Below are 24040 nucleotides of genomic sequence, written 5' to 3' on the forward strand. Positions count from 1 at the left end.
CGGATTCGATTTAAGGAGAAATTATGCAGCAGGTTTAAAGCGTTACAGCGTCCTTTGCGCGTCATATTTGACGCGCAAGGCTTCAGCCGTCAGATGTGATTGCCTCCGGGAAATTCCTCGGCCAATGCCTTGTACCAGTGGCCGCTCTTCTTGATCGTGCGCACTTGCGTTTCGTAATCCACATGCACGATGCCAAAGCGCATCTTGTAGCCTTCGGCCCACTCGAAATTGTCCATCAGGCTCCAGGCGAAATAGCCGCGCATCGGATAACCCTTGGCGATCAGATCTGATGTCACCGACAAGTGCTCGGCGAGGTAGTCGAGCCTGGGCTGGTCGTCGACCGCACCGTTTTCGACGCCCATATTGTAGCAGGCGCCGTTCTCGGTGATGTAGCAATCGGGCAGGTCGTAGCGGGCGTTCAGCGTTTCCACCAGTTGACCGAGCGCCGGCGCATAGACCTCCCAGCCGATATCCGTCTTCAGATCGCTGACCGGCTTGGCATTGATCGTCGCCGGATATTCGGCACCGGCCGTTGGATCGTCGCCGACGCGCATCGGCGTGTAGTAGTTGAGGCCCCACCAATCGAGCGGGCGCGCGATCGTTTCCATGTCGCCGTCTTCGATATCAGGCATGCGATGGCCAAGTGCGCTCATGAAGCTGTCGGGATACTCACCCCTGAAGATCGGACCGAAGAAAACGCCGTTGTGGAAATCGAAGGCGCGCTCGGCGGCAGCCTTGTCGGCATCAGCGTCGCTGCCGGGATAGACCGAATGCGCATTGATGACGATGCCGGCCGGCAGGTTCGGCCGCTCCGAGCGGATGGCATCGACGCCCAGACCATGGGCCAGATTGGTGAAGTGCAGCGCATGCAGGGCGGCATCCATGTTGCGCTCGCCCGGCGCATGAATGCCGTAGAGATGGCTGAGCCAGACCGAGCACCAGGGCTCGTTGAAGGTCGCGACCGCGTCGAGCCGGTCGCCGAGGCGGGCAATCACGGTCTTGGCATAACGCTGGAAGGCGTAAGCCGTGGTGCGCGCTGTCCAGCCGCCATCGCCCATCAGGGCCAGCGGCAGGTCCCAATGATAGAGGGTGGCGAAAGCCTTGATGTTGCGCGCCTTCAGGCCGTCGACGAGGCGGTCGTAGAAGTCGAGCCCCTTCTCGTTGATCGGGCCGGTGCCTTCGGGAATGATGCGCGGCCAGGCGATCGAAAACCGGTAGGCCTCGACGCCGAGGCTCTTGATCAGGTCCAGATCCTCATCGAGCCGGTTGTAGTGGTCGCAGGCGACATCGCCATTGTGTCGCCCGAAGACGCGGCCCGGCATGTTGGAGAAGGCGTCCCAGATCGACGGCTTGCGGCCGTCGGCCTTGGTGGCGCCCTCGATCTGGAAGGAGGCGGTCGCCACCCCGAATACGAAGTCGCCCGGGAAGCGCTGGGCCAGGATCTTGGGATCGCTCATCTCTCTGTCTCGTCTCGTTCCGACCCCGCCGAAAGCGGGGCCTCGTTGTTTTCAGTGGATCGCGGCCGGCCTAAAGCCATGCCGGCAAATGTCAACTCGCCAAAAAGGGCGGGCATGCCCCGCCCTTCCGCCCGGCTCAGGCGGTTCGCTACACCTTTACCCAGGCTCCATTTCGTTTGGATGACTGGACGCAGGCGTCGACGAAGACCATGCCCTTCATGCCGTCGTCGATGGTCGGGTAGGTGACGGCAGGATCGATCTTCTCGCCTTTGCGCTTGGCGAAGATGGCGCGGGCCGCTTCGGTGTAGATATTGGCAAAGCCTTCGAGATAACCCTCCGGATGACCCGACGGGACGCGGCTGACGCGGTTGGCAGCAGGCCCTGCCCCGGCACCGGCGCGGGTGAGCAACCGCTTCGGCTCGCCGAATGGCGTGTGCCAGAGATAGTTCGGGTCCTTCTGCGTCCATTCGAGTCCGCCCGTGGTGCCATAGACCCGCACCATCAGGCCGTTCTCGTGGCCGGGCGCCACTTGGCTGCACCAGAGCAAGCCCTTGGCGCGTTCGCCGTCCTTCGTCTTGAAGCGCATCATCACATGGGCATTGTCGTCGAGTTGGCGGCCGGGCACGAAGCTGTCCAGATCGGCCGCAAGCTCCTCCAGTTCGAGACCCGAAACGAAGGCGCCGAGATTATAGGCATGGGTGCCGATGTCGCCGGTCGAGCCGCCGGCGCCGGAGCGGGCCGGATCGGTGCGCCAGGCTGCCTGCTTCTGGCCTGATTGTTCGATGTTCTCCGTCAGCCAGTCCTGCGGATATTCCATCTGCACCAGCCTGACAGCACCGATGTCGCCATTGGCGATCATCTCGCGCGCCTGGCGCACCATCGGATAGCCGGTGTAGTTGTGGGTAAGCACGAACAGCGCATCGCTGTCGTCGGCCGCCTTCTTCAGCTTCTTCGCATCCGCCAGCGTCGAGGTCAGCGGCTTGTCGCAGATCACATGGATGCCGCGCTTCAAAAACTCCTTGGCCGCGGCATAGTGCACATGGTTGGGGGTGACGATCGCCACCGCCTCGATGCCGTCCTTCAGCTTGGCCTCGCGGATCGCCATCTGCTTGAAGTCGGAATAGACCCGCGATGGATCGAGCCCAAGTTCGCGGCCGGAGCTTTCGGCTCTGTCGGGCGTCGACGACAGGGCGCCGGCCACCAGCTCATAGTGATCGTCGAGCCTCGCGGCGATGCGGTGCACCGCGCCGATGAAGGCGCCCGAGCCGCCGCCGACCATGCCCAGCCGGATGCGCCGCTCGCGCTTCTCGCTCGTTCCCTCGATTGCCATGTCGTCTCTCCTCGTATCGTTTCATCGTCGTGTCGTGAGGTTGCCCCTCATCCGCCTGCCGGCACCTTCTCCCCGCTTGGCGGGGAGAAGGACGATTGCTGCGCCCTCTGCTTGCACGGCGCAACCGTCTGCCACGTCCCCTCTCCCCGCAGGCGGGGAGAGGGTTAGGGTGAGGGGCTGCGGCTCGAGCAGGCGCTGCGGCCGGAGCTGTGGTTCGCCTCAAATCCCCAGCAGGCGCCGGTTGGCGGCCTCGTCGGTACCGCCGTCGGCAAAGTCGTCGAAGGCCTTCTCGGTAACGCGGATGATGTGGTTTTTGACGAACTCCGCCCCTTCGCGCGCGCCGTCTTCGGGATGCTTCAGGCAGCACTCCCATTCCACCACCGCCCAGCCGGCAAAATCATTGGCCGCCATCTTGGAAAACACCGCGCCGAAATCGACCTGGCCGTCGCCCAGCGAGCGGAAGCGCCCTGCGCGGTTGACCCAGCCCTGGTAGCCGCCATAGACGCCCTGGCGTCCGGTCGGGTTGAACTCGGCATCCTTGACGTGGAACATCCGGATGCGATCCCTGTAGATGTCGATGTTGTCGAGATAGTCGAGGCACTGCAGCACATAGTGCGACGGGTCATAGAGCATGTTGGCGCGGGCATGGTTGCCGGTGCGCTCCAAAAACATCTCGAAGGTGATGCCGTCATGCAGGTCCTCACCCGGATGGATCTCGTAGCAGACGTCGACGCCGCAGTCCTCGGCATGGTCGAGGATCGGCCGCCAGCGCCGCGCCAGTTCGTCGAAGGCGGTCTCGACCAGGCCGGCCGGGCGCTGTGGCCAGGGATAGACGAACGGCCAGGCAAGCGCGCCGGAGAAGCTCGCCATCGCATCGAGCCCGAGGTTCTTCGACGCCGTCAGCGCCAGCTTCACCTGCTCGACCGCCCATTGCTGCCGCGCTTGTCGGTTGCCGCGCACTTCCGGCACGGCAAAGCCGTCAAAAACCTCGTCATAAGCCGGATGAGTGGCGACCAGCTGGCCCTGCAGATGGGTCGACAGCTCAGTGATCTCGACGCCGTTGTCGCGGGCGATACCGGCAAGCTCGTCGCAATAGGCCTTCGATGTCGCCGCCCTCTTCAGATCGATCAGCCGCGCATCCCAGGTCGGCACCTGCACGCCCTTGTAGCCGCAATCGGCCGCCCATCTGGTGATCGCCGCAAACGAGTTGAACGGTGCCGCATCCCCGGCAAACTGCGCAAGAAACAGACCGGGGCCCTTGATCGTTTTCATCCCAAACATCCTCCTGATGATATGGCTGCCGGCAGAGCCGGCCTGTTAGGCCAACGACAGGAGAAGCGGAAGAAGGCTTCATTTTCGCTGAAGTTGAAGCACCTGAAACGTTGCAGGCGCCGAAACTAGCAGATTTTTTGCATGGAGCAACCGGTCGTGGACGAGATTTTCGAGAGGGATCCGCGCCGCGCGCACCAGCGTCGGAATGACGAACAGGAGGCTGTCGGAGGCAGCGCTTTACCGGTCCGATCGACAGCACCAACGAAAGAACCGGCCGCGACGGCGGCCGGCTCCTCGATCTGGGTGACCGTCTTTCGCGCGCTTAGACGTAGCGGTTGACGACATTCTCCAGCAGTTCCTGCTTGCCGGACTTCGGCTGCGGGTTCAGGTCGGACTTCAGCACCCAGGCTTCGATCTCTTCCAGCGAGAAGCCGCCCTCGAGCATCTTCTTGGCTTCCGGCACCTGCCAACCGGCATAACGCTGGTCGAGCGGTGCGGATAGTGCCTTGTCTTCGATCATCTTGGCCGCAGCTTTCAGACCGCGGGCGCAGCAATCCATGCCGCCGATATGACCGATCAGCAGGTCCTCGGGATCGAGCGACTGGCGCCGCAGCTTCGCGTCGAAGTTGGTGCCGCCGGTCTTGAAGCCGCCTCCGGCCAGAACCTGGTAGTAGGCAAGCGCCATTTCCGGCACGTTGTTGGGGAACTGGTCGGTATCCCAGCCCGACTGGTAGTCGTTGCGGTTCATGTCGATCGAACCGAAGATGCCGAGTGCATTGGCAAGCGCCAGTTCGTGCTCGAAGGAGTGCCCGGCGAGGATCGCGTGGCCCTGTTCGATATTGACCTGCACTTCCTTTTCCAGACCGTACTTCTTGAGGAAGCCGTAGACGGTGGCGACGTCGTAGTCGTACTGGTGCTTGGTCGGCTCCTGTGGCTTCGGCTCGATCAGGATCGCGCCCTTGAAACCGATCTTGTGCTTGTATTCGACCACCAGATTGACGAAGCGACCGAGCTGATCGAGTTCACGCGAAAGGTCGGTGTTGAGCAACGTCTCGTAACCTTCGCGCCCGCCCCACAGCACATAGTTCTCACCGCCGAGGCGTTTTGTGGCATCGAGGCAGGTCTTTACCGTTGCAGCCGCAAAGGCAAAGACATCCGGATCCGGATTGGTGGCGGCACCCGACATGTAGCGCCGGTTGGAGAAGAGATTGGCGGTGCCCCAGAGCAGTTTGACGCCGGTGTCCGCCTGCTTCTTCGCGAAGTAATCGACGATCTCGTTGAGGTTTTTGGTGTTCTCGACGAAGTTCCGGCCCTCGGGGCGCACGTCCGCATCGTGGAAGCAGTAGTAGGGAACGCCGAGCAGCTGGAAGAATTCAAACGCAACGTCCGCCTTCAGCTTGGCCGCATCCATCGTGCCCTTGAACCACGGACGCTCGAATGTCTGGCCGCCAAAGGGGTCTCCGCCCGGCCAGACGAAGGTGTGCCAATAGGCGACCGCAAAGCGCAGGTGATCTTCCATGCGCTTGCCGAAGACGACCTCGTCCTTGTTGTAGTGGCGGAAGGCGAGCGGATTGCTGCTCTCCGGTCCCTCGTATCTAATTTTGGCGATATCGCCGAAAAATCCCGTGCTCACGGTCTGGCTCCTCTCAAGGGTGGTGTGCCGGCGCCGCCATTGCAAAACGTCCGGTCATTACGTGGAAGGTAATTGGTTTCATTCCCTCGGGCGGCGATAGCTGGGGCATCGAAACGCCAAACCAAAGGAACAGTCAGATGAACGACCTCAACCGGATCGCCGAAGCCTATATCGCCGCCTGGAACGCCGAGGCTCACAGCCGCAACGCGCTGATCGAAAAAGCCTTCACTGCCGATGTCGCCTACCGCGATCCGATCATGCAGGGCGACGGGCATGAGGGCATCGGCGGCCTGATCGCCGGAGTCCAGGGCCAGTTCCCCGGCTTCCGCTTCGCACTCAAGGGCACGCCGGACGGCTTTGCCGACACGATCCGCTTCTCCTGGGCACTCGGTCCCGAAGGCGTCGAATCCGTCATCGAAGGCACCGATGTCGGCCTGATCGAAAACGGTCGGCTGAAGCAGGTCACCGGTTTTCTCGACAAGGTGCCGGCGCAATAGGCGCAGTCGATCGGAACTGGCCATGGAAGGGCGAGATGCGGTCACGTCGCCACCCCCTTGATGGCCGGATAAAGACGGCGGTAGCGCTGGTAGGCGTCCTCATAGGCAGACACCAGCGCCGTCTCAGGCGCGATCGTTTCCGCCGTCTGCGGCGCGTAGCAGGTCGCAACGGGATCGGCGCCGGTCGCCGCAATCAGTCCAAGACGCGCTGCACCGAAGGCGGCGCCGAAATCGCCGTCATCAGGCAGATCGACCGGCAGATCGAGCGCGGTCGCAATCGACTTCAACCAGTAGCGCGAACGCGAGCCGCCGCCGATCGCCGTCACACGCGACAGCGTCGTGCCGGCCGCGCGCAATGCCTCGAGGCTGTCGCGGATGGCGAAGGAAACCCCTTCCATCACCGACTGCGTCAGCACCACGCGGCTGCTCTCGTGGCCGAGGCCGGCAAAGGCGCCGCGGATCCCAGCATCGTTGTGGGGGGTGCGCTCGCCGGAGAGATAGGGAAGGAAGGTCACGCCGGCTGGCGCTTTCAGCGTATCGCCGAGCTCGGCGCTGAGGTCGGCGACGCTGCGGCCGGCAATGCCGGAATACCAGTTGAGCGCATCGGTCGCCGACAGGATGACGCCCATCTGATGCCAGGTGCTCGGCAAGGCGTGGCAGAACGCGTGAACGGCGCTCTCCGGATTGGGCAGATAGCTGGCATTGGCGGCAAACAGCACGCCCGATGTGCCGAGCGAGACGAAGGCATGGCCTTCGCCGACGGTACCCATGCCGCAGGCGGAAGCCGCATTGTCACCGGCGCCACCGGCAACCACGACGCCATTGCCCAGGCCCCAGCGCGACGCCAGCTCCGAGCGGAGCGTCCCGGCCCGGTCGGTTCCCTCGACCAGATCAGGCATCTGCCGTTCCTGCATGTCGGTGGCGGCAAGCAGGCTTTCCGACCAACGCCGCTTGCCGGTATCGAGCCAGGCGGTGCCGGCTGAATCCGACATCTCCGAGATATGCTCGCCGGTCAGCCACAGGCGCAGATAGTCCTTGGGCAGCAGCACCCAGCGCACCTTGGCAAAAAGATCCGGCTCGTTTTCACGCACCCAGGCAAGTTTCGGCGCGGTGAAGCCGGGGAAGACAATGTTGCCGGTGATCGCGCGGAATTGCGGATCGGCGTCGAGTGCCGCCGCCTCGCGAAAACTGCGGGTGTCGTTCCAGAGGATGCACGGCCGCAGCACCTTGTCGTCGGCATCGAGCAGCGTCGCGCCATGCATCTGGCCGGAGAGGCCGATGCCGCGCACGGCCGCAAGCGCTGCCGGGTGCGTCGCCTTCAGCCCGGCGATCGCCTGCTCGGTGGCGCGCACCCAATCGGCCGGATCCTGCTCCGACCAGCCGGGGTGCGGACGGGAAACGTCGAGCGCACCGGAGGCCGAACCGACGATGCGCTGATTGTCGTCCATCAGCATCGCCTTGACGCCCGACGTGCCGAGATCCAAACCGAGATACATGCATGCCTCCATTGAGCAACTCCAGGAAAAGTGCGGAACGATTTTCCGTCAGGAATTGCGTAAATTCAAAGTATTACGCCGGTTCGACCGGCAGGTTGTCTTTCAGAAAAATATCGATGCGGATGCGCTCCTGTGCCTCGATCATCGAGAGCCCGTCGGCCCGGGCCTTCAGCACGCGAATGGCGCTGCGCACCTCGTGCCCCGCATCCTGATTGAGCAGCGCATCGATGGTGCCAGAGACGAGTGCGGCACGGCTGTACGGCGTCAGCTCGTGGGCGATCGCGCAGATCTCGGACTGACGCCCGGCCCTTTCGAGCGCCGCGATCATGCCACGGTTGCCGGCGCCGAGGCTGTAGATGCCGGCGAGGTCCGCATGCGACGCCAGCAGGTCCTGCACCAGTTTCTCGACCTCAGACGGGTCGTCGTGACCTTCAACCACGGACAGCAGATGTCGCTTCGCGACACCCTCGTTCACGGCGGCGCTGAAGCCTTCAAGCCGATCCCTGTGGTCTCGCACCAGCATCGAACCGGCGACGATTGCGACCGGCCCGTCGCGGCCGCCAAGGAAACGCCGCATTAGGCTGCCGGCGGTGCGTCCGGCCGCGATATTGTCGACACCGGCAAAATGGTCGCGCTCGGAGCCGGTCAGGTCCGAGACGAGCGTGACGACGGCAATGCCGTCCGCGCGCAGCCGCCCGACGGCCGCCACCACCTGCGGCGCCTCGACGGCAACGACGGCAACGCCGGCCGGCCCTCGCCGGCGCGCGTCGTCGAGCGCATCGGCCAGCGCAGACGCATCGAAGGCGGGAACGGAGAGAATGGTGATATCAGTCCGCTCGACGGCGGAGCGGGCCCTGGCGGACTGAACCTCGGCCTCAAGCCCGCGCATGAAGGCGTTTTCGCCTTCGGGCAGGATGAAGATCAGCGGATAGCTGCGGCTCTTGGCAAGGTTGGCCGCCGCCACGTCCCTGATGTAACCGAGCGTCGCAATCGCGCGCTCGACCTTGTCGCGCGTGACCTTCCGCACACCCGGGCGATTGTTCAAAACCCGATCGACGGTTGCAAGACTGACCTCGGCTTCTGCAGCGATATCGTGAACTGTAGGGCGCATCATTTCCTCCCGCAAACTGCCTTAGAGGAATTTTTGATGTACGTAAATCAAAAATGCGCGAGGGAAGAGCGACCACCGTTTTCACGGGCTAGAAACGCTTGCTGAAGGCTTGCGTGAAAACGATCTCGCCGTGGCTTTTTAACGGCTTCGGCAAGCACCCGGTCGGGCGCCGGATCGACGATCAGGGTTCGGCCGGAAGTTGCTTTCCGGCCGGATTGTGCCGCAACATGAAGAGGGCGTAAACCGCGCAGATGGGCCTAGTGACCGCTGCCGCTTGGTCCGACGCCTTGCGGCTTGTTGATCATCATCACACCCAGGATCAGCGACAGGAACAGCACCGTCAGGATGACGAAGACGTCGCCGAACGACAGGATCGTCGCCTGCCTCTGCGCCATCGCCGCAAGCTGCTTGATGGCGATCGTCGCGCCATCGAGACCATGGGCGTTGAAGTTGGCCGCCATGTTGTTGAACCGCTCCATCGCCTCCGGATTGCCCCACTGGATATGCTCGGAGAGCCGGGCATAGTGCAGGTCCTGGCGCTGGGTCAGGATGGTGTTGATCACCGCAAGGCCGACCGCGCCGCCAAGGTTGCGCGTCAGGTTGAAGAGGCCGGATGCGCCGCGCATGCGCGCCGGCGGCATGGTACCGAGCGCGATGTTGTTGATCGGCACCATGCACAGCATCAGCCCGACGCCGCGCAGGATCTGCGGAATGAACAGCTCGTAGAAATCCCAGTCGGCCGTCAGGTGCCCCATGATCCAGGTGCCGCTGGCAAAGCTGGCAAAGCCGATGGTCATCAGCACACGCGGATCGAGCTTGCCCGACAGGATGCCGGCGACTGGTGCGGTGAGGAACATCGCCAGGCCAGAGACGAACATCGTCTCGCCGATCATCAGCGAATCGTAGCCGCGGATACGCCCGAGATAGAGCGGGTAAAGATAGGTCAGCCCGTAAAGCCCGATGCCCATGACGAAGGAGAACATCGAGCCGAAGGCGAAGTTGCGGTTGGCAAACGCCCTGAGGTCGACCACCGGGAATTCCACCTTGAAGGCCCGGTAGAAGAAGATCACGGCGGCGATCACCGTGGCGACGGCGCCCATGACGATGTGCTCGTCGTTGAACCAGTCGTTGGCGTTGCCTTCTTCCAGAACGTATTCGAGCGAGCCGAGGAAGATCGCCATCGAGGCGAGCCCCCACCAGTCGAACTTCTTGAAGAGGCCAAGTTCCGGCTTGTCGAAATCGATGAAGGTCCAGGTCAGCGTCGCGACGATGATGCCGGGGATGACGTTGACGAGGAACAGCCAGTGCCAGGAGAAGGCGTGGCTAAGGTAGCCGCCGACGGTCGGGCCGATGGTCGGCGCGAGCGTGGCGATCAGGCCGATGATCGGCGAAACGATGTTGCGCTTCGACGGCGGGAAGATGGTGAAGGCGGCCGCAAAGACCGACGGGATCATGCCGCCGCCGATAAAACCCTGGATCGCCCGGTAGACGATCATCTGGTCGATATTGGTGGCGGTCGCGGCGAGCGCGCTTGCAGCGGTGAAACCCGCCGCCGAAACCGAAAACAGCACGCGCGTCGAGACGATGCGCGCCAGCGTGCCCGACAGCGGGATCATGATGACTTCGGCAATGAGGTAGGAGGTCTGCACCCAGCCGATTTCGTCGGAGCCGGCTGACAAGCCCGCCTGGATTTCGGCAAGCGACGCCGAAACGATCTGGATGTCGAGGATCGCCATGAACATGCCGACGACCATGGCGAAGAAGGCGATCAGCCTTTTCGGATCCATGTGTTCCTCGACCTTCGGTGCGGCTGCCGCCACCGAGCCTGCTGTTGCCGTTGCGGCCATCTGAGCCACTCCCTGCGTGTAAAGGCGCATCGGCGCGTTCGATCGAACACGCCGGCGCGTCAGGCCCGATTACTTCGTGGCGGCGACCTTGGTCTCTTCGGGCGCCGTGCGCGTGTCGACATCGACGACAACGCTCAAGCCCGCCCGCAGATGGCCTTCCGCCAGCACATCGGCCGGCAGCGTGATGCGCACCGGCACGCGCTGGATCACCTTGGTGAAGTTGCCGGTGGCGTTTTCGGCCGGCAGCAGCGAGAACACCGAACCGGACGCCGGCGAGATCGAGGCGACCGTGCCTTCGATCGCGTTCTCGTCATAGGCGTCGATGTGGACCTTGACCTTCGAGCCCGGAACCAGATGCGCGATCTGCGTCTCCTTGAAGTTGGCGTCGATATAGAGCTGGTCGACCGGGACGAGGGCGGCCAGTCGCTGGCCGGCGGAGACGAGGTCTCCGACCTGGACGGCGACGTTGCCGATAACGCCGTCATAGGGCGCCTTCAGCACGGTGAAACCGAGGTCGCGGTTCGCCTTGTCGCGGGCAAGTTCCAGCGAACGGATCGTGCTTTCCGCCTCGGTGCGCTGTGCCGCCAGAACAGTGATGTTGGCGTTCGCCGCCGCGATGTTGGCATCGGCGCCGGCGAGGTTCGCGCGGGCCTGATCCAGCGCCACGTCGGCATTGTCGCGCGACGCAACGGTGCCGACGTCCTTGGACTGGAGGTCGCTCGCGCGCTTCTGCGCGAGTTCGGCGCCGCGCACCGTTGCTTCGAGAGCTTTCTTCTGGGCCTCGGCCTGAGCGAGGCTCGCCTTCGCACCGGCGATCTGCGCGTCGAAGCGGCTGAGCGCCAGCTGCTGCGTGGCGATCTGCGCCTCGGCCTGCTCGGCGGCAATGCGGTAGTCGCCATCGTCGAGCGTGACCAAGGGATCGCCGGCCTTCACCTGCTGGTTGGCGACGACGTCGACCTTGGCGACATAGCCCGAAACCTTCGGGGAGATAGTGGCGATGTCGCCTTCGATATAGGCGTCATCGGTCGAAACCATGAAGCGGCCATTGGTCCACCAGTCATAGCCGTACCAGCCAGCGGCAGCGAGAGCAGCGAGGCCGAGAACGGGCAGCAAGGGACTGCGCTTCTTCTTTTTCGAAGCGGCTTCGACAGCGGGCGCTTGCGTCGCTGCAGGCGCCTCGGCTGTCGCCCCCTTGGCCTCGGGCGCGGCCTCATGGGTCTGCGGAACTTCAAAATCCTCGCCGACAGGGCGAACGCGAGCGACGCTGGACGTTTTGGATGCGGACATGGGTACCGGCCTGGTTAATGAGTGGCGACTGAACTGAACCGTTCGGTTCGATCGGAAGCTTGACTTAGTCGCTTTGACGTCGCATATCAAGAGGAAATCGAACCACGTGGTTCGATGGACGAAAATTAATGCGAACGGGACGGCACAGACGGCGATCATGGAACCAGCAAAGACCGGACAGAACGAGACCATCCAGCCTGATAGCGGCGCGGACGAGCAGCTTTGTCCCGGCAGCGGACGCCATGCGGCGGGTGAAGACCCTGCCAAGCGCGAACAGATTCTCGAGGGCGCGCGGCGGATCTTCATGAGCCAGGGCTTCGACGCCGCGAGCATGAACGACATCACCCGCGAGGCCGGCGTCTCGAAGGGCACGCTCTACGTCTATTTCGAAAACAAGGAAGATCTGTTCAAGGCACTGATCGTCAGGGGCAAGACCCGGGTGGTTGAGACCGCCAAGCACGCGCTTAACGATCACGAGGACGTCGAGGAGTCGCTTTACGATTTCGGCGTCACTTTGACGAGCAGCATCACCTCCGAGGATACGATCCGCTCCATGCGCATGGTGATCGGCGTGATCGACCGCATGCCGCATCTGGCCGAACGCTTCTTCAGCGAGGCGCCCGAAAACGGCTATACCGTCCTCAAGACCTACCTCGACCGGCAGGTCCCGGCCGGCACGCTCGACATCGACAACACCGAAATGGCCGCACGACAGTTCATCGAGATGGCCCAGGCCGGGCTGTTCAAGCACCGCCTGTTCGGCGGCATGTGTTCGGCGCCGCCGCGAGAGCAGATCGAGGGCACGGTTGCCGCTGCCGTCCGGGTCTTCATGGCCGCCTACGGACCCAAGAAGAAGACCGGCTGAGCCAGGCCGAGCCGCCCGTTCGTCCGGCAATCCTTCAATCCAGCAATTGCGATCAAGCACGCCTTGCGGCAAGACCCTATGAGCATGGGCTGTCTGCCAAGGGAGTGAACATGAGTGCTATCGGAAGGGCGATCTGGTTCATCGAGAGCCATTTCGCGAACGATATATCGCTGGAGGAGATCGCCGAGGCCGCCGGCCTCTCGCGCTTTCACCTGTCGCGCGTCTTCGGACTGGTGACGGGCCGCTCCATCAGCGCCTATATCCGCGGGCGGCGCCTGAGCGGCGCCGCGCAAAACCTTGCCAGTGGCTCCTCCAGCATTCTCGCGGTGGCCCTCGACGCGGGCTACGGCTCGCATGAGGCCTTCACCCGTGCCTTTCGCGAGCAGTTCGGCGTGACGCCGGAAACCGTGCGCAAGCAAGGGCACCTCAGCAATATCGAACTGACGGAGCCTATCAGAATGGACGACACCCGCCTCCTCAAACTGGACCCGCCCCGCTTCGAAGACAGCCCGCCGCTTCTGCTGGCTGGGCTCGCGGAAACCTACGCCTATGGCCACACCGAAGGTATTCCCTCGCTGTGGCAGCGTTTCAACACCCACTTCGGCAACGTCCCCGGACAGAAGAGCAATGTCGCCTACGGCGTCTGCAGCCAAAGCGACGGCGAAGCGGGCACCTTTCGCTATATGGCGGCCGTGGAAGTCGACGACGCCGGCGCGCTGCCAGCCGGCTTTTCGACCATCAAGCTGCCGAAGCAGCGCTATGCCGTGTTCCTGCACCGCGGCCATATCTCGGCGATCGCGACGACCGCGCACCATATCTTCGGCACATGGCTGCCGGAGGCCGGCCTTCAGCATGGTGAAACGCCCGACCTGATCGAGCGCTACGACGAGCGTTTCGATCCGCGTTCGGGCATGGGTGCGGTCGAAATCTGGGTCCCGATCAAATCGTAAACGGTAAAGCGCCGCCGCAAATGGCTGGCGGCGCTTGTCACTTTCGCGAGGTTGCTTAAATACTGCCGCGATTCTTGCGCGACGACGCGCCACCGAAAAAGGAAAGATCGCCGATGCAGGAGATAATGTCGCTTGCCCAGAACCCAGCGGCCTGGGTCGCCCTCATAACACTGGTTGTCATGGAGGTGGTTCTCGGCATCGACAACCTGATCTTCATTTCGATCCTGACCAACAAGCTGCCCGTCGAACACCGCGAAAAGGCCCGCCGGGTCGGCATTACCCTGGCGCTCGTCATGCGTCTTGCCTTGCTCGGCACCGTCGCCTGGATCGTCAAGCTGACCACGCCGGTCTTCGAGGTCTTCGGACACGGCTTCTCCTGGAAGGACATGATCCTGATCGCCGGCGGTCTCTTCCTCGTCTGGAAGGCGACCAAGGAAATCCACCACAGCGTCGACCCCAGCGACCACGACGAAGACTTCATCGCCTCTTCGGCCATCAACAGCTTCGGCGCCGCGATCGGCCAGATCCTGCTGCTCGACCTGGTCTTCTCGGTCGACAGCATCATCACCGCCGTCGGCATGACGCCGCATCTGCCGATCATGGTCATCGCCGTTCTCGCCGCCGTCACCGTGATGCTCGTTGCCGCAACGCCGCTTGCCAACTTCATCGAGAAGAACCCGACGATCGTCATGCTGGCGCTCGCCTTCCTCTTGATGATCGGCACGACGCTGATCGCCGAAGGCATGGGCCTGCACGTGCCGAAGGGCTACATCTATGCCGCCATGGCCTTCTCGGCGCTGGTCGAGGTTCTCAACATGGTGGCCCGCAATGCGCGCCTGCGAAAAAAGGAAGCCGGCAAGCTGCACTGAGGCGCTGCCACGAACGAAAATGGAAAAGGCGGGGCGCAATGTCCCGCCTTTCTCGTTGCGCCAAAAAAAGGCCTGCATCACAGGGGATGCAGGCCACCTTGCTGCGGGAGTTTGTGAGGACGCAAGCCGGACGGGTCAGGGAGCTCGACTGCCGTTTCGTTGGCCATGGGAAGAAATCGGAAAAATTCCCGTGTTCTCCACCTCCGTCATGTCCGATTGGCACAGCCAGCACCTCTCGATCCGATAACGCCTCATCCGGTAAATCGTTCCGGCTGGCGCCATATGTCAGGCATCTGGACGGTGCCCGATCTCGACCAGGATGTTGCCGGGTATGACCATGTAGAAGACGTAGGCGCCGTGCCGTTCTTCCGGTTCGCTCGTGCGGATGCCGCTCGGCAGGATGCGCCGATAGGCGTTTTCGACCTGCGACCTCTCGGGCAGCAGGAAGCCGATATGGTAGGTCTGGGCGCCGAGGCTGACCTGGTCGCCGCCGCCGAGCCTGGCAATCGGCGGGCTGATCACGAGCACCATGCCGGCATCGTCGGCGAGGCGATAAAAGGCATCCTTGCCGCGCGCTTCGACAAGCGTGAAGCCAAGATGTTCGATGAAGAACGTCGCCGTTTCGGCAACGATGGGGCTATGAAGATCGAGATGGTTCAGTCGCATGTGCAGTCTCCGTGTTTGAGAAACGCGGCGGACTGCGTCTGATCCGGATACACCCCGCCGCGGACCGATGCGGATGCATCGGAACCACGCCGCGGGTTCGAACGATGAGGTTCGAGCAGAGCTTCGCAAAGACTTGGACAGCCTCACGAAGGGACCGGGCTTACCATATCCGGTCCTGCCTTTTTCGACACGGGATGTGTAGCGCAGCCGAACTGCGCCAGCAAGATCACGGAGATCAGTTCTTCCCTGCGTCCGGATCTGCCTGTTGCAGTTCCTGCAGATAGGCGTCGAGACGATCGAACTTCTCTTCCCAGAAGCGGCGGTAGCTGTCGAGCCAGCTGTTGACGTCCCGCAAGGGTGCTGCCTCGAGCCGGCAGGGCCGCCATTGCGCCTCGCGGCCGCGGCTGATCAGCCCGGCGCGCTCGAGGACTTTCAAATGCTTGGAAACTGCCGGCAGACTCATCTCGAACGGCTCCGCCAGTTCGCCGACCGAAGCCTCGCCGAGAGAGAGCCGGGCGAGGATGGCCCTGCGGGTAGGGTCGGCAAGGGCTGAGAGCGTGGTCGACAGGCGATCTTCCGGCATTTTCTAAAAAACCTTTCAGTTAAATAACCTTACGGTTCAATATAACCACCCATCGGCGGTGTCAACAAAAACCGGCGTGATCCACTTTCCGTTGACATGCTCGACGTTCTATGGTCTCACGCCAGCCGACTGGAATAGCCCGCCGATACCGCTGGTGCGGCACCCCTACGGGCCTTTCCTTCCCATAAAATGCGCGCCCGGCGGCCGGACTTGTCTTCCGGCAAGGGGCGAGAAGCACGTCAAACGGGCAAAGACCATGGCAGATTCAGCAGTCCGGGTACGCATCGCACCCTCCCCCACCGGCGAGCCGCATGTCGGCACCGCCTATATCGCTCTGTTCAACTACCTCTTCGCAAAGAAGCACGGCGGCACCTTCATCCTGCGGATCGAGGATACCGATGCCACGCGCTCGACGCCGGAATTCGAGCAGAAGGTGCTGGACGCGCTGAAATGGTGCGGGCTCGAATGGTCGGAAGGCCCCGACGTCGGCGGCCCCTATGGCCCCTACCGCCAGAGCGATCGCAAGGACATCTATCTCGACTACGTTCGCCAGATCGAGAACAACGGCCACGGCTTCCGTTGTTTCTGCACGCCCGAACGGCTGGAGCAGATGCGCGAGGCTCAGCGCGCCGCCGGCAAGCAGCCGAAATATGACGGCCACTGCCTGAGCCTGACCGCCGAAGAAGTGACGCGCCGCGTCGACGCCGGCGAGCCGCACGTCGTGCGCATGAAGATCCCGACTGAGGGTTCCTGCAAGTTCACCGACGGCGTCTATGGCGACGTCGAGATCCCGTGGGATTCGGTCGACATGCAGGTTCTGCTCAAGGCCGACGGCATGCCGACCTATCACATGGCGAACGTCGTCGACGACCATCTGATGAAGATCACCCACGTCGCGCGCGGCGAGGAGTGGCTGGCGTCCGTGCCGAAGCACATCCTGATCTATCAATATCTCGGCCTGACGCCGCCGGTGTTCATGCACCTGTCGCTGATGCGCAATGCCGACAAATCGAAGCTGTCGAAGCGCAAGAACCCGACGTCGATCTCCTACTACTCCGCGCTCGGCTACCTGCCGGAAGCGTTGATGAACTTCCTCGGCCTGTTCTTCATCCAGATCGCCGAAGGCGAGGAACTGATGACGATGGCCGAGCTTGCCGAAAAGTTCGATCCCGACAACCTGTCGAAATCGGGCGCGATCTTCGACATCCAGAAGCTCGACTGGCTGAACGGCCGCTGGATCCGTGAAAAGCTGAGCGACGACGAATTCCTCGGCCGGGTGCTTGCCTGGGCGTCCGAGAACGATCGCCTGAAGCAGGGCCTGAAGCTGTCGCAGTCGCGCATCTCCAAGCTCGGCGAACTGCCGGCACTTGCCGACTTCCTGTTGAAGTCCGACCTCGGGCTCGAGCCCGCGGCCTTCGCCAAGATCAAGTCGAGCCCGGAAGAACTGGTCGAGATCTTCAACACGGTCCAGCCGGATCTGGAAAAGATCCTCGAATGGAACAAGGAAACGATCGAGGCGGAATTGCGCGCGATCGCCGACCGCATGGGCAAGAAGCTCAAGGTCGTGCTGGCACCGCTGTTCGTGGCGGTTTCCGGCTCGTCGCGCTCGCTGCCGCTGTTCGACAGCATGGAACTGCTCGGCCGCTCGGTCGTGCGCCAGCGGTTGAAGGTCGCAGGCCAGGTCGCCGCCTCGATGGCCGGCAGCGGAAAGTAAGGACAGGACGATGAACGACAAGACCGAAGCAACAGGCCTCTCCTCCGACGTGACGGAAGTGCGCGCGCAGAAGCTGAAGCTGCTGCGCGAGCAGATCGGCGACGTCTATCCGGCCCATTTCCACCGGACGATGACCAATGCCGAACTGGCGGCAAAGTACGAGAACCTGGAGCTGGACACCGAGACGCAGGATGTCGTCACCGTTGCCGGCCGCGTCTACTCGTCGCGCAACTCCGGCATGTTCATGGATATCCATGACGCATCCGGCAAGATCCAGATCTTCAGCCACAAGGACACCACCCCGGAAGATGCACGCGCGCTCTTACCGATGATCGACATCGGCGACATCATCGGCGTGACCGGCGTTGTCCGTCGCACCAAGCGCGGCGAACTGACGATCAACGCGCAAGCGATCACCATGCTGACGAAGTCGCTGCTGCCGATGCCGGAGAAGTGGCATGGCCTGTCGGATATCGAGCTGCGCTACCGCAAGCGCCACCTCGACATCATGACCAACGAAGAATCCAAGCTGCGTTTCCAGCAGCGCAGCAAGATCGTCTCGGGCATCCGCCGCTTCATGGAAGACGACGGCTTCATGGAAGTCGAAACGCCGATGCTGCATTCGGTCTATGGCGGCGCGACGGCAGAGCCGTTCAAGACCCACCACAACACGCTGAAACTCGACATGTACCTGCGCATCGCGCCGGAGCTGTACCTGAAGCGCACGCTGGTATCGGGCCTGACCGACAAGGTGTTCGAGATCAACCGCAACTTCCGCAACGAAGGTGTGTCGACAAGGCACAATCCCGAGTTCACCATGATGGAGTGCTACTGGGCCTATGCCGACTACGAGGACATCATGGACCTCGTCGAGCGGCTGTTTACCAAGCTCGCTCTGTCGATCCACGGCTCGACCGAGTTCATGTTCGGCGACAAGGAAATCTCCTTCAAGGGTCCTTTCCGCCGCGTGCCGATGCCGGATGCCGTCAAGGAAGCGACCGGCATCGATTTCCTGGCGATGAAGACCGACGAAGAAGCCCGCGCTGCGGCCAAGGCTGCCGGTTTCGAGGTCGAGAAGGACTGGACCTGGGGCGAGTGCCTCGCCTTCGTCTTCGAAGAGAAGGTCGAGCCGACGCTGATCCAGCCGGCCCACGTCACGCATTTCCCGAAGGACATCTCGCCCTTCGCCAAGGAAGTGCCGGGCGAGCCGCGCCTCGTCGAGCGTTTCGAGACCTATTGCAACACCTGGGAACTCGGCAACGCCTTCTCTGAACTCAACGACCCGGAAGAGCAGCGCGCCCGCATGGTCGAGCAGCTCGAGCAGGCGCATGCGCGCGGCGAAAAGGCCAAGCAGCTCGACGACGAGTTCCTTGACGCCATCGACCAGGGCATGCCGCCGGCAGGCGGCCTCGGCATCGGCGTCGACCGCCTGATCATGCTTCTGACCAACGCGCCGTCGATCCGCGACATCATCCTGTTCCCGGCGCGCCGCAACAAGGCCGACTGATCAAAGCCATAACGGCACAAGACAAAGCCCGGCGCGTTTGCAGCGGGCTTTTTTCGTTTTTCAAGGATGGATTACCTGGCGCCTTTTGGCGCGAACCGCGTCAGTGGCCGGCCGGCGCCTCGGCGCTCTCAACCTTGTGCTCTTGCGCTGCGGCCTCAGGCACCGCCTCGCCCTCGACGGTGACGGCGTTCGGATCGATGCAGGGCGAACGATCGTCCATGCCAGCCATCATGCCGCGGATCTCGCCCACGGACAGATCGACCGTGCTGCCATGAAAGAAACCGGCCGAGTTTGCCTTGCCGTCGTTGTAGGACGCGCGGAAAGGCTCGTGCATGCCAGGCACGCTTTGCGGACCCGGTGCGAAGAGAACTTGCGCCCCGATCGCAGCACCTCGAACCTGGGCCCGCTCTTCCGGCCCCGCCGCATCGAGAACGACGACCTGGTAGAGATCGGCCTTCTCTGCCTTGGACAGGGCGCCGACCACGCGCAGAGCAGTGCGCATGCGCGCCTCGCCGTCGGCGCGATCCGTCTTGATGTGCATGCGGACCCAGCGCTGACCGTGATGGCCGAGCTTCAGGGTGCGGACCAAAGTGCATTCGAGGCCGGAGGTTGCTGGCTTGGAGATCCGCTCCATCAACGCGTCGCGGCCGACATAGACGGCGGCAGCACCTGAGGCCGCCGACACGCCGAACGCCGCGGCAAGGATGACGAGGAGCCTCTTTGACGGGCGCAACTTGCCGAGAATAGCCTTCACGAGAATGGCTCCGCTGTCATATCAGGAACTGAAACAAAAGCCCGAAGGCGCCTTGCAAGGATAGGCGCTTCACCTTTCAGAAAGTTTAAGCAGGCCCCGGGGAGTGGTGATCGAAAAGAACACAGGTTATGCCCAACAGTTCACCAGCTTTGCCGTCGGGCATATCCGATGGGGATCGATGACCGATTGACTTTCGCGGGCATCTTGCCTCCATTGCGACCCGTCAAACGCAAGAAAAAGAAAAGAAGAACACATGCACAAGGTTATCTTTGATACGGATCCGGGCATCGACGATGCGATGGCCCTCCTTTTCCTTCACCGCCACCCGGATATCGACCTGATCGGCATCACCACGGTCTTCGGCAACGCCTCGGTCGAAACGACGACGCGCAACGCGCTGTTCCTGAAGCGTGAATGGGGCATAAAGGCACCGATCGCAAAGGGTCTCGACAAGACATTCAATCCGGATCGGCCGCATGTCGGCTGGCCGACCTTCATCCATGGCGATGATGGCCTCGGCAACATCGACGTGCCCGAGACGATCGACCTGCCCGTCGATCCCCGCCCGGCGCACCGTTTCATCATCGACACCGTTCGCGCCCATCCCGGCGAAGTGACGCTCATTGCCGTCGGTCGCATGACCAACCTGGCGCTGGCGCTGGGCGAAGATCCGGACTTTGCGCCGCTGGTGCGCGAAGTCGTGATCATGGGCGGTGCCTTCGACGTCAACGGCAACATCACGCCTGCCGCCGAAGCCAACATCCATGGCGATCCCGAAGCAGCCGACGTGGTGATGACCGCCCCCTGGCCGGTCACCGTCGTCGGTCTCGACGTCACCACCAAGACCGTGATGACCAACGCGATGCTCGCCGACATCGCTACGCGCGGTGGACCGCCGGCAAAGCTGCTCTCGGACATCTCGCAGTTCTACATCACCTTCTACGAGCAGCATGTGCCTGATGGCATGGTGGTGCATGACAGCTGCGCCTGCGCCTATGTCGTGGCGCCGGACCTGTTCAAGGTGCGCAGCGGCGTCATCCGCGTCGTCTGCGGCGGCATTGCCGACGGCCAGACGATCCAGAAGCCCGACAGCCGGCTGTTCCCGCCAAGCCCGTGGGACAACCTGCCGAGCCAGAAGGCCTGCATCGACATCGATGCGGCGAAGACCCTGAAGCTGATCGGCGACACGCTGGCACTGCACGACTGATGCGTCCTCGAACGGATCGGCATCGCCGACCGCTCGAAAAACTTTGCACCGATGGCTGGCGGATATGTTTTCGCCAGCTATCTCTAAAGGCATGAAACCGGACGCCCTGCTCTATCCCGCCCCGAAAGGTCTCTATTGCGAGATCGGGGATTTCTACATCGATCCGGTGCAGCCGGTCGACCGCGCACTGATCACCCATGGCCATTCCGACCACGCCCGTGCCGGGCACGGCCAGGTGCTGGCCACCCGCGAAACACTCGATATCATGCGCATCCGCTACGGCGACGGCTTCTGCGGCACGAGCCAGGCCGTTGCGCTGGGTCAGACAATCGTTGTCAACGGTGTGGAGGTGCGTTTTCACCCCGCAGGCCATGTGCTCGGCTCGGCGCAGATCTCGGTGGCAGCGAAGGGTACGCACATCGTCGTGTCGGGCGACTACAAGCGGCGGCGCGACCCGACCTGCTTACCGTTCGAACCGGTCCCTTGTGACGTCTTCATCACCGAGGCTACCTTCGGCCTGCCGGTCTTCCACCACCCCGACGACCGCGCCGAGATGCATAAACTGCTGACGTCGCTGAAGCAGTTTCCCGAGCGCACGCATGTGGTCGGCGCCTATGCGCTCGGCAAGGCACAAAGGGTAATCGCCCTTCTCCGCGAGCAGGGCTACGACCGGCCGATCTACATCCACGGCGCTCTGCAGAAGCTCTGCGATTACTATCGCGGCGAAGGCATCGACCTCGGTGAGATCCGGCCGGCGACGCTTGCAGCCGACGAGAAACAGGATTTTGCCGGCACCGTTGTCATCGGCCCGTCCGCCGCCTTCGCCGATCGCTGGGCCCGGCGCTTCGTCGATCCGCTGGCGATCTTCGCCTCGGGCTGGATGATGATCCGGCAACGGGCCAAGCAGCGCGGCGTCGAACTGCCGCTGGTGATCTCCGACCATTGCGACTGGCCCGAACTGACCCAAACGATCCGTGAGGTCGGCCCGTCCGAGGTCTGGGTCACCCATGGCCGCGAGGAGGCGCTGGTGCGCTGGTGCGAGCTTGAGGGCATCGCGGCGCGACCCTTACATCTCGTCGGCTACGACGACGAGGGGGAATGAGCGATGAAGGCCTTCGCCGAACTGCTCGACCGGCTCGTGCTCACCCCGCAGCGCAACGCCAAGATCCGACTGCTGGCGGATTATTTCCGCGCTGCACCGGATCCGGACCGCGGTTATGCGCTTGCGGCGATCGCCGGCACGCTCTCGCTTGCCACCGTCAAGCCGGCGATGATCCGCGACCTGCTGCTCGAGCGCATGGACGAAGTGCTGTTCCGCTATTCCTACGATTATGTCGGTGACCTCGCGGAAACGGTCTCGCTGGTCTGGGAGCCGCCCGCGGGCGTGGCACCGAGCGACATCCGGCTTAGCGACGCAATCGAGACGCTGCAGGCGACCGGCCGTGCCAATGTGCGCAGCGTCGTTCGCGACATGCTCGACCGGCTCGACACCTCGGCGCGCTTCGCCTTCCTGAAACTGGTGACCGGCGGGCTGCGCATCGGGGTGTCCGCCAAGCTTGCCAAGCAGGCGCTGGCCGAGATGGGCGGCAAGGACGTCAGCGAAATCGAGACACTCTGGCACGGGCTCGCCCCGCCCTATTCGCCGCTCTTCCAATGGCTGGCGGGAGAGGCGGGAAAGCCGGTCCTTTCGACGCCCGCCGTCTTCCATTCGGTGATGCTCGCCACCCCGGTCGGCGAAGGCGACCTCGACGAGCTCGATCCCAGGGATTTTGCCGCCGAGTGGAAGTGGGACGGCATTCGCGTGCAGCTTGCCAATATCGGCGGGACCAGGCGGCTCTATTCGCGCAGCGGCGACGAAATCTCCGGCGCCTTCCCCGACGTGCTGGAAGCGGCCGATTTCTCGGGCATCATCGACGGCGAACTGCTGGTCGGCGGCACCGCCCGCACCAACCGCGCCACCCGGACCTTCTCCGACCTGCAGCAACGGCTGAACCGCAAGACCGTCAGTCGCAAGATGCTTGACGAATATCCGGCCTTCATCCGCGCCTACGACGTGCTCTTTTCGGGCGAAACCGACGTTCGAGCGGAGGGCTTCCTGGCGCGACGGGCACTGCTGAGCGACCTCGTCGAACGGACTTCGCCGCAGCATTTCGACCTGTCACCGCTCGTGCCGTTTTCCTCCTGGGAGGAGCTCGACCGGCTCCGGTCCGATCCGCCCGATCCCGTCATCGAAGGCATCATGCTGAAGCGGCTCGATTCGCCCTATACCGCCGGCCGCGCCAAAGGCCCCTGGTTCAAGTGGAAGCGTGCACCCTTCAACGTCGATGCCGTGCTGATGTATGCGCAGCGCGGCCATGGCAAGCGCTCCAGCTACTATTCCGATTTCACCTTCGGCGTCTGGACTGAGATCGACAGCGCGGAAACGCTGGTGCCGGTGGGCAAGGCCTATTTCGGCTTCACCGATGCCGAGCTGGAGATTCTCGACCGCTTCGTCAGGGACAATACCACCGAGCGCTTCGGTCCGGTACGGGCGGTGCGGGCCGAACCCGATTTCGGCTTCGTCGTCGAGGTCGCCTTCGAGGGCCTCAACCGCTCGACGCGACACAAGTCGGGCGTTGCCATGCGTTTTCCGCGTATCGCGCGGCTACGGCAGGACAAGCTCCCCCGTGAGGCCGACCGGCTGGATACCTTGCAGGCGATGATCGAAAGCAGATCGTGATCGGAAAAACGGAACCGGCGTGATCGATCTGCGTTGAGCTTGGCGACCGCAAGGAAGGAGATGCGACATGCCTGCAAAATCCAAAGCCCAGCAGAAAGCAGCCGGCGCAGCACTCGCCGCCAAACGCGGGGACATGAAGAAATCCGAACTCAAGGGTGCCTCACGCGACATGGAAAAATCCATGACCGAAGGCGAACTCGAAGAGCTTGCCGAAACCAAACGCAAGAATCTGCCCGAGCGAAAGACGGCAAAATGACCCCGGGCAAGAATAAAAGC

21 protein-coding genes are annotated in these 24040 nt (G+C 63.0%); 10 read left to right on the forward strand and 11 right to left on the reverse strand.

What is annotated here, in order from left to right; translation table 11 throughout:
* Positions 1-89: 89 nt before the first annotated feature.
* The 4 genes from BC363_RS19015 to xylA all read right to left on the reverse strand — a co-directional run bounded on the left by BC363_RS19015 (position 90) and on the right by xylA (position 5692).
* Positions 90-1457, reverse strand: a complete 1368-nt coding sequence (locus BC363_RS19015; protein ID WP_065781041.1) for a GH1 family beta-glucosidase — start codon at positions 1455-1457, stop codon at positions 90-92.
* 148 nt (positions 1458-1605) lie between these two features.
* Entirely contained in the window at positions 1606-2787 is a 1182-nt protein-coding gene (locus BC363_RS19020) for a Gfo/Idh/MocA family oxidoreductase (RefSeq protein WP_065781042.1), read from the reverse strand.
* A gap of 219 nt (positions 2788-3006) precedes the next feature.
* Positions 3007-4059, reverse strand: coding sequence for a sugar phosphate isomerase/epimerase (locus BC363_RS19025; RefSeq protein WP_065781043.1), 1053 nt, complete (start codon positions 4057-4059; stop codon positions 3007-3009).
* Between the two features lie 322 nt (positions 4060-4381).
* The gene (gene xylA / locus BC363_RS19030; protein WP_065781044.1) at positions 4382-5692 is read right to left on the reverse strand and encodes a xylose isomerase; all 1311 of its coding nucleotides are present in this window, start codon (positions 5690-5692) and stop codon (positions 4382-4384) included.
* Positions 5693-5829: 137 nt separating this feature from the next.
* Here xylA and BC363_RS19035 point away from each other — a divergent pair, with 137 nt between their 5' ends.
* Positions 5830-6189, forward strand: coding sequence for a nuclear transport factor 2 family protein (locus tag BC363_RS19035; RefSeq protein ID WP_065781045.1), 360 nt, complete (start codon positions 5830-5832; stop codon positions 6187-6189).
* Between the two features lie 41 nt (positions 6190-6230).
* Here the strand turns inward: BC363_RS19035 and xylB are convergent, their stop codons facing one another.
* The 4 genes from xylB to BC363_RS19055 form a co-directional block, all read right to left on the reverse strand.
* A complete protein-coding gene (gene xylB / locus BC363_RS19040) occupies positions 6231-7685 on the reverse strand; it encodes a xylulokinase (protein ID WP_065781157.1) in 1455 nt (484 codons plus the stop codon).
* A 73-nt stretch (positions 7686-7758) separates the two neighbouring features.
* Entirely contained in the window at positions 7759-8796 is a 1038-nt protein-coding gene (locus tag BC363_RS19045; protein WP_065781046.1) for a LacI family DNA-binding transcriptional regulator, read from the reverse strand.
* Positions 8797-9053: 257 nt separating this feature from the next.
* Positions 9054-10643 carry a DHA2 family efflux MFS transporter permease subunit gene (locus BC363_RS19050; RefSeq protein ID WP_065781047.1) on the reverse strand — a complete coding sequence of 530 codons (1590 nt, stop codon included), beginning with the start codon at positions 10641-10643 and terminating at the stop codon, positions 9054-9056.
* A gap of 69 nt (positions 10644-10712) precedes the next feature.
* Positions 10713-11930 carry an HlyD family secretion protein gene (locus tag BC363_RS19055; RefSeq protein WP_065781048.1) on the reverse strand — a complete coding sequence of 406 codons (1218 nt, stop codon included), beginning with the start codon at positions 11928-11930 and terminating at the stop codon, positions 10713-10715.
* 157 nt (positions 11931-12087) lie between these two features.
* On the opposite strand from BC363_RS19055, the gene BC363_RS19060 reads away from it, so the two are divergent.
* The 3 genes from BC363_RS19060 (at position 12088) to BC363_RS19070 (ending at position 14614) form a co-directional block, all read left to right on the forward strand.
* Positions 12088-12795 carry a TetR/AcrR family transcriptional regulator gene (locus BC363_RS19060; protein WP_065781049.1) on the forward strand — a complete coding sequence of 236 codons (708 nt, stop codon included), beginning with the start codon at positions 12088-12090 and terminating at the stop codon, positions 12793-12795.
* A 110-nt stretch (positions 12796-12905) separates the two neighbouring features.
* The gene (locus tag BC363_RS19065) at positions 12906-13745 is read left to right on the forward strand and encodes an AraC family transcriptional regulator (RefSeq protein ID WP_065781050.1); all 840 of its coding nucleotides are present in this window, start codon (positions 12906-12908) and stop codon (positions 13743-13745) included.
* Positions 13746-13858: 113 nt separating this feature from the next.
* Positions 13859-14614, forward strand: a complete 756-nt coding sequence (locus tag BC363_RS19070) for a TerC family protein (RefSeq protein WP_065781051.1) — start codon at positions 13859-13861, stop codon at positions 14612-14614.
* Between the two features lie 285 nt (positions 14615-14899).
* Here BC363_RS19070 and BC363_RS19075 read toward each other — a convergent pair whose 3' ends face one another.
* Both BC363_RS19075 and BC363_RS19080 read right to left on the reverse strand, forming a co-directional pair.
* Complete coding sequence (locus tag BC363_RS19075; protein WP_065781052.1) at positions 14900-15280, reverse strand: VOC family protein; 381 nt, start codon at positions 15278-15280, stop codon at positions 14900-14902.
* A 235-nt stretch (positions 15281-15515) separates the two neighbouring features.
* Complete coding sequence (locus BC363_RS19080; protein WP_065781053.1) at positions 15516-15863, reverse strand: metalloregulator ArsR/SmtB family transcription factor; 348 nt, start codon at positions 15861-15863, stop codon at positions 15516-15518.
* A 256-nt stretch (positions 15864-16119) separates the two neighbouring features.
* On the opposite strand from BC363_RS19080, the gene gltX reads away from it, so the two are divergent.
* Together gltX and lysS are read left to right on the forward strand one after the other, a co-directional pair.
* On the forward strand, positions 16120-17577 hold the full coding sequence (gene gltX, locus BC363_RS19085; protein ID WP_065793320.1) for a glutamate--tRNA ligase: 1458 nt from the start codon (positions 16120-16122) through the stop codon (positions 17575-17577).
* Positions 17578-17587: 10 nt separating this feature from the next.
* Positions 17588-19084: a lysine--tRNA ligase gene (gene lysS / locus BC363_RS19090; RefSeq protein ID WP_065781055.1), complete on the forward strand. Its 1497-nt coding sequence runs from the start codon at positions 17588-17590 to the stop codon at positions 19082-19084.
* Positions 19085-19184: 100 nt separating this feature from the next.
* On the opposite strand, the gene BC363_RS19095 is transcribed toward lysS, so the two are convergent.
* On the reverse strand, positions 19185-19838 hold the full coding sequence (locus BC363_RS19095; RefSeq protein WP_065781056.1) for a hypothetical protein: 654 nt from the start codon (positions 19836-19838) through the stop codon (positions 19185-19187).
* 253 nt (positions 19839-20091) lie between these two features.
* Between BC363_RS19095 and BC363_RS19100 the strand changes: the two genes are divergently transcribed.
* From BC363_RS19100 to BC363_RS19115, 4 genes are all read left to right on the forward strand, one after another.
* Positions 20092-21045, forward strand: coding sequence for a nucleoside hydrolase (locus tag BC363_RS19100; RefSeq protein ID WP_065781057.1), 954 nt, complete (start codon positions 20092-20094; stop codon positions 21043-21045).
* 91 nt (positions 21046-21136) lie between these two features.
* Positions 21137-22147 carry a ligase-associated DNA damage response exonuclease gene (locus BC363_RS19105; protein WP_065781058.1) on the forward strand — a complete coding sequence of 337 codons (1011 nt, stop codon included), beginning with the start codon at positions 21137-21139 and terminating at the stop codon, positions 22145-22147.
* A 3-nt stretch (positions 22148-22150) separates the two neighbouring features.
* Positions 22151-23764 (forward strand): cisplatin damage response ATP-dependent DNA ligase, encoded by a 1614-nt coding sequence (locus BC363_RS19110; protein WP_065781059.1) that lies wholly within the window; start codon positions 22151-22153, stop codon positions 23762-23764.
* A gap of 67 nt (positions 23765-23831) precedes the next feature.
* Positions 23832-24020, forward strand: coding sequence for a DUF3008 family protein (locus BC363_RS19115; RefSeq protein WP_065781060.1), 189 nt, complete (start codon positions 23832-23834; stop codon positions 24018-24020).
* The last annotated feature ends 20 nt before the right edge of the window (positions 24021-24040 follow it).

Origin of the sequence: Ensifer sp. LC384 (genome assembly GCF_001695865.1) — a bacterium.
GTDB lineage: Bacteria > Pseudomonadota > Alphaproteobacteria > Rhizobiales > Rhizobiaceae > Ensifer.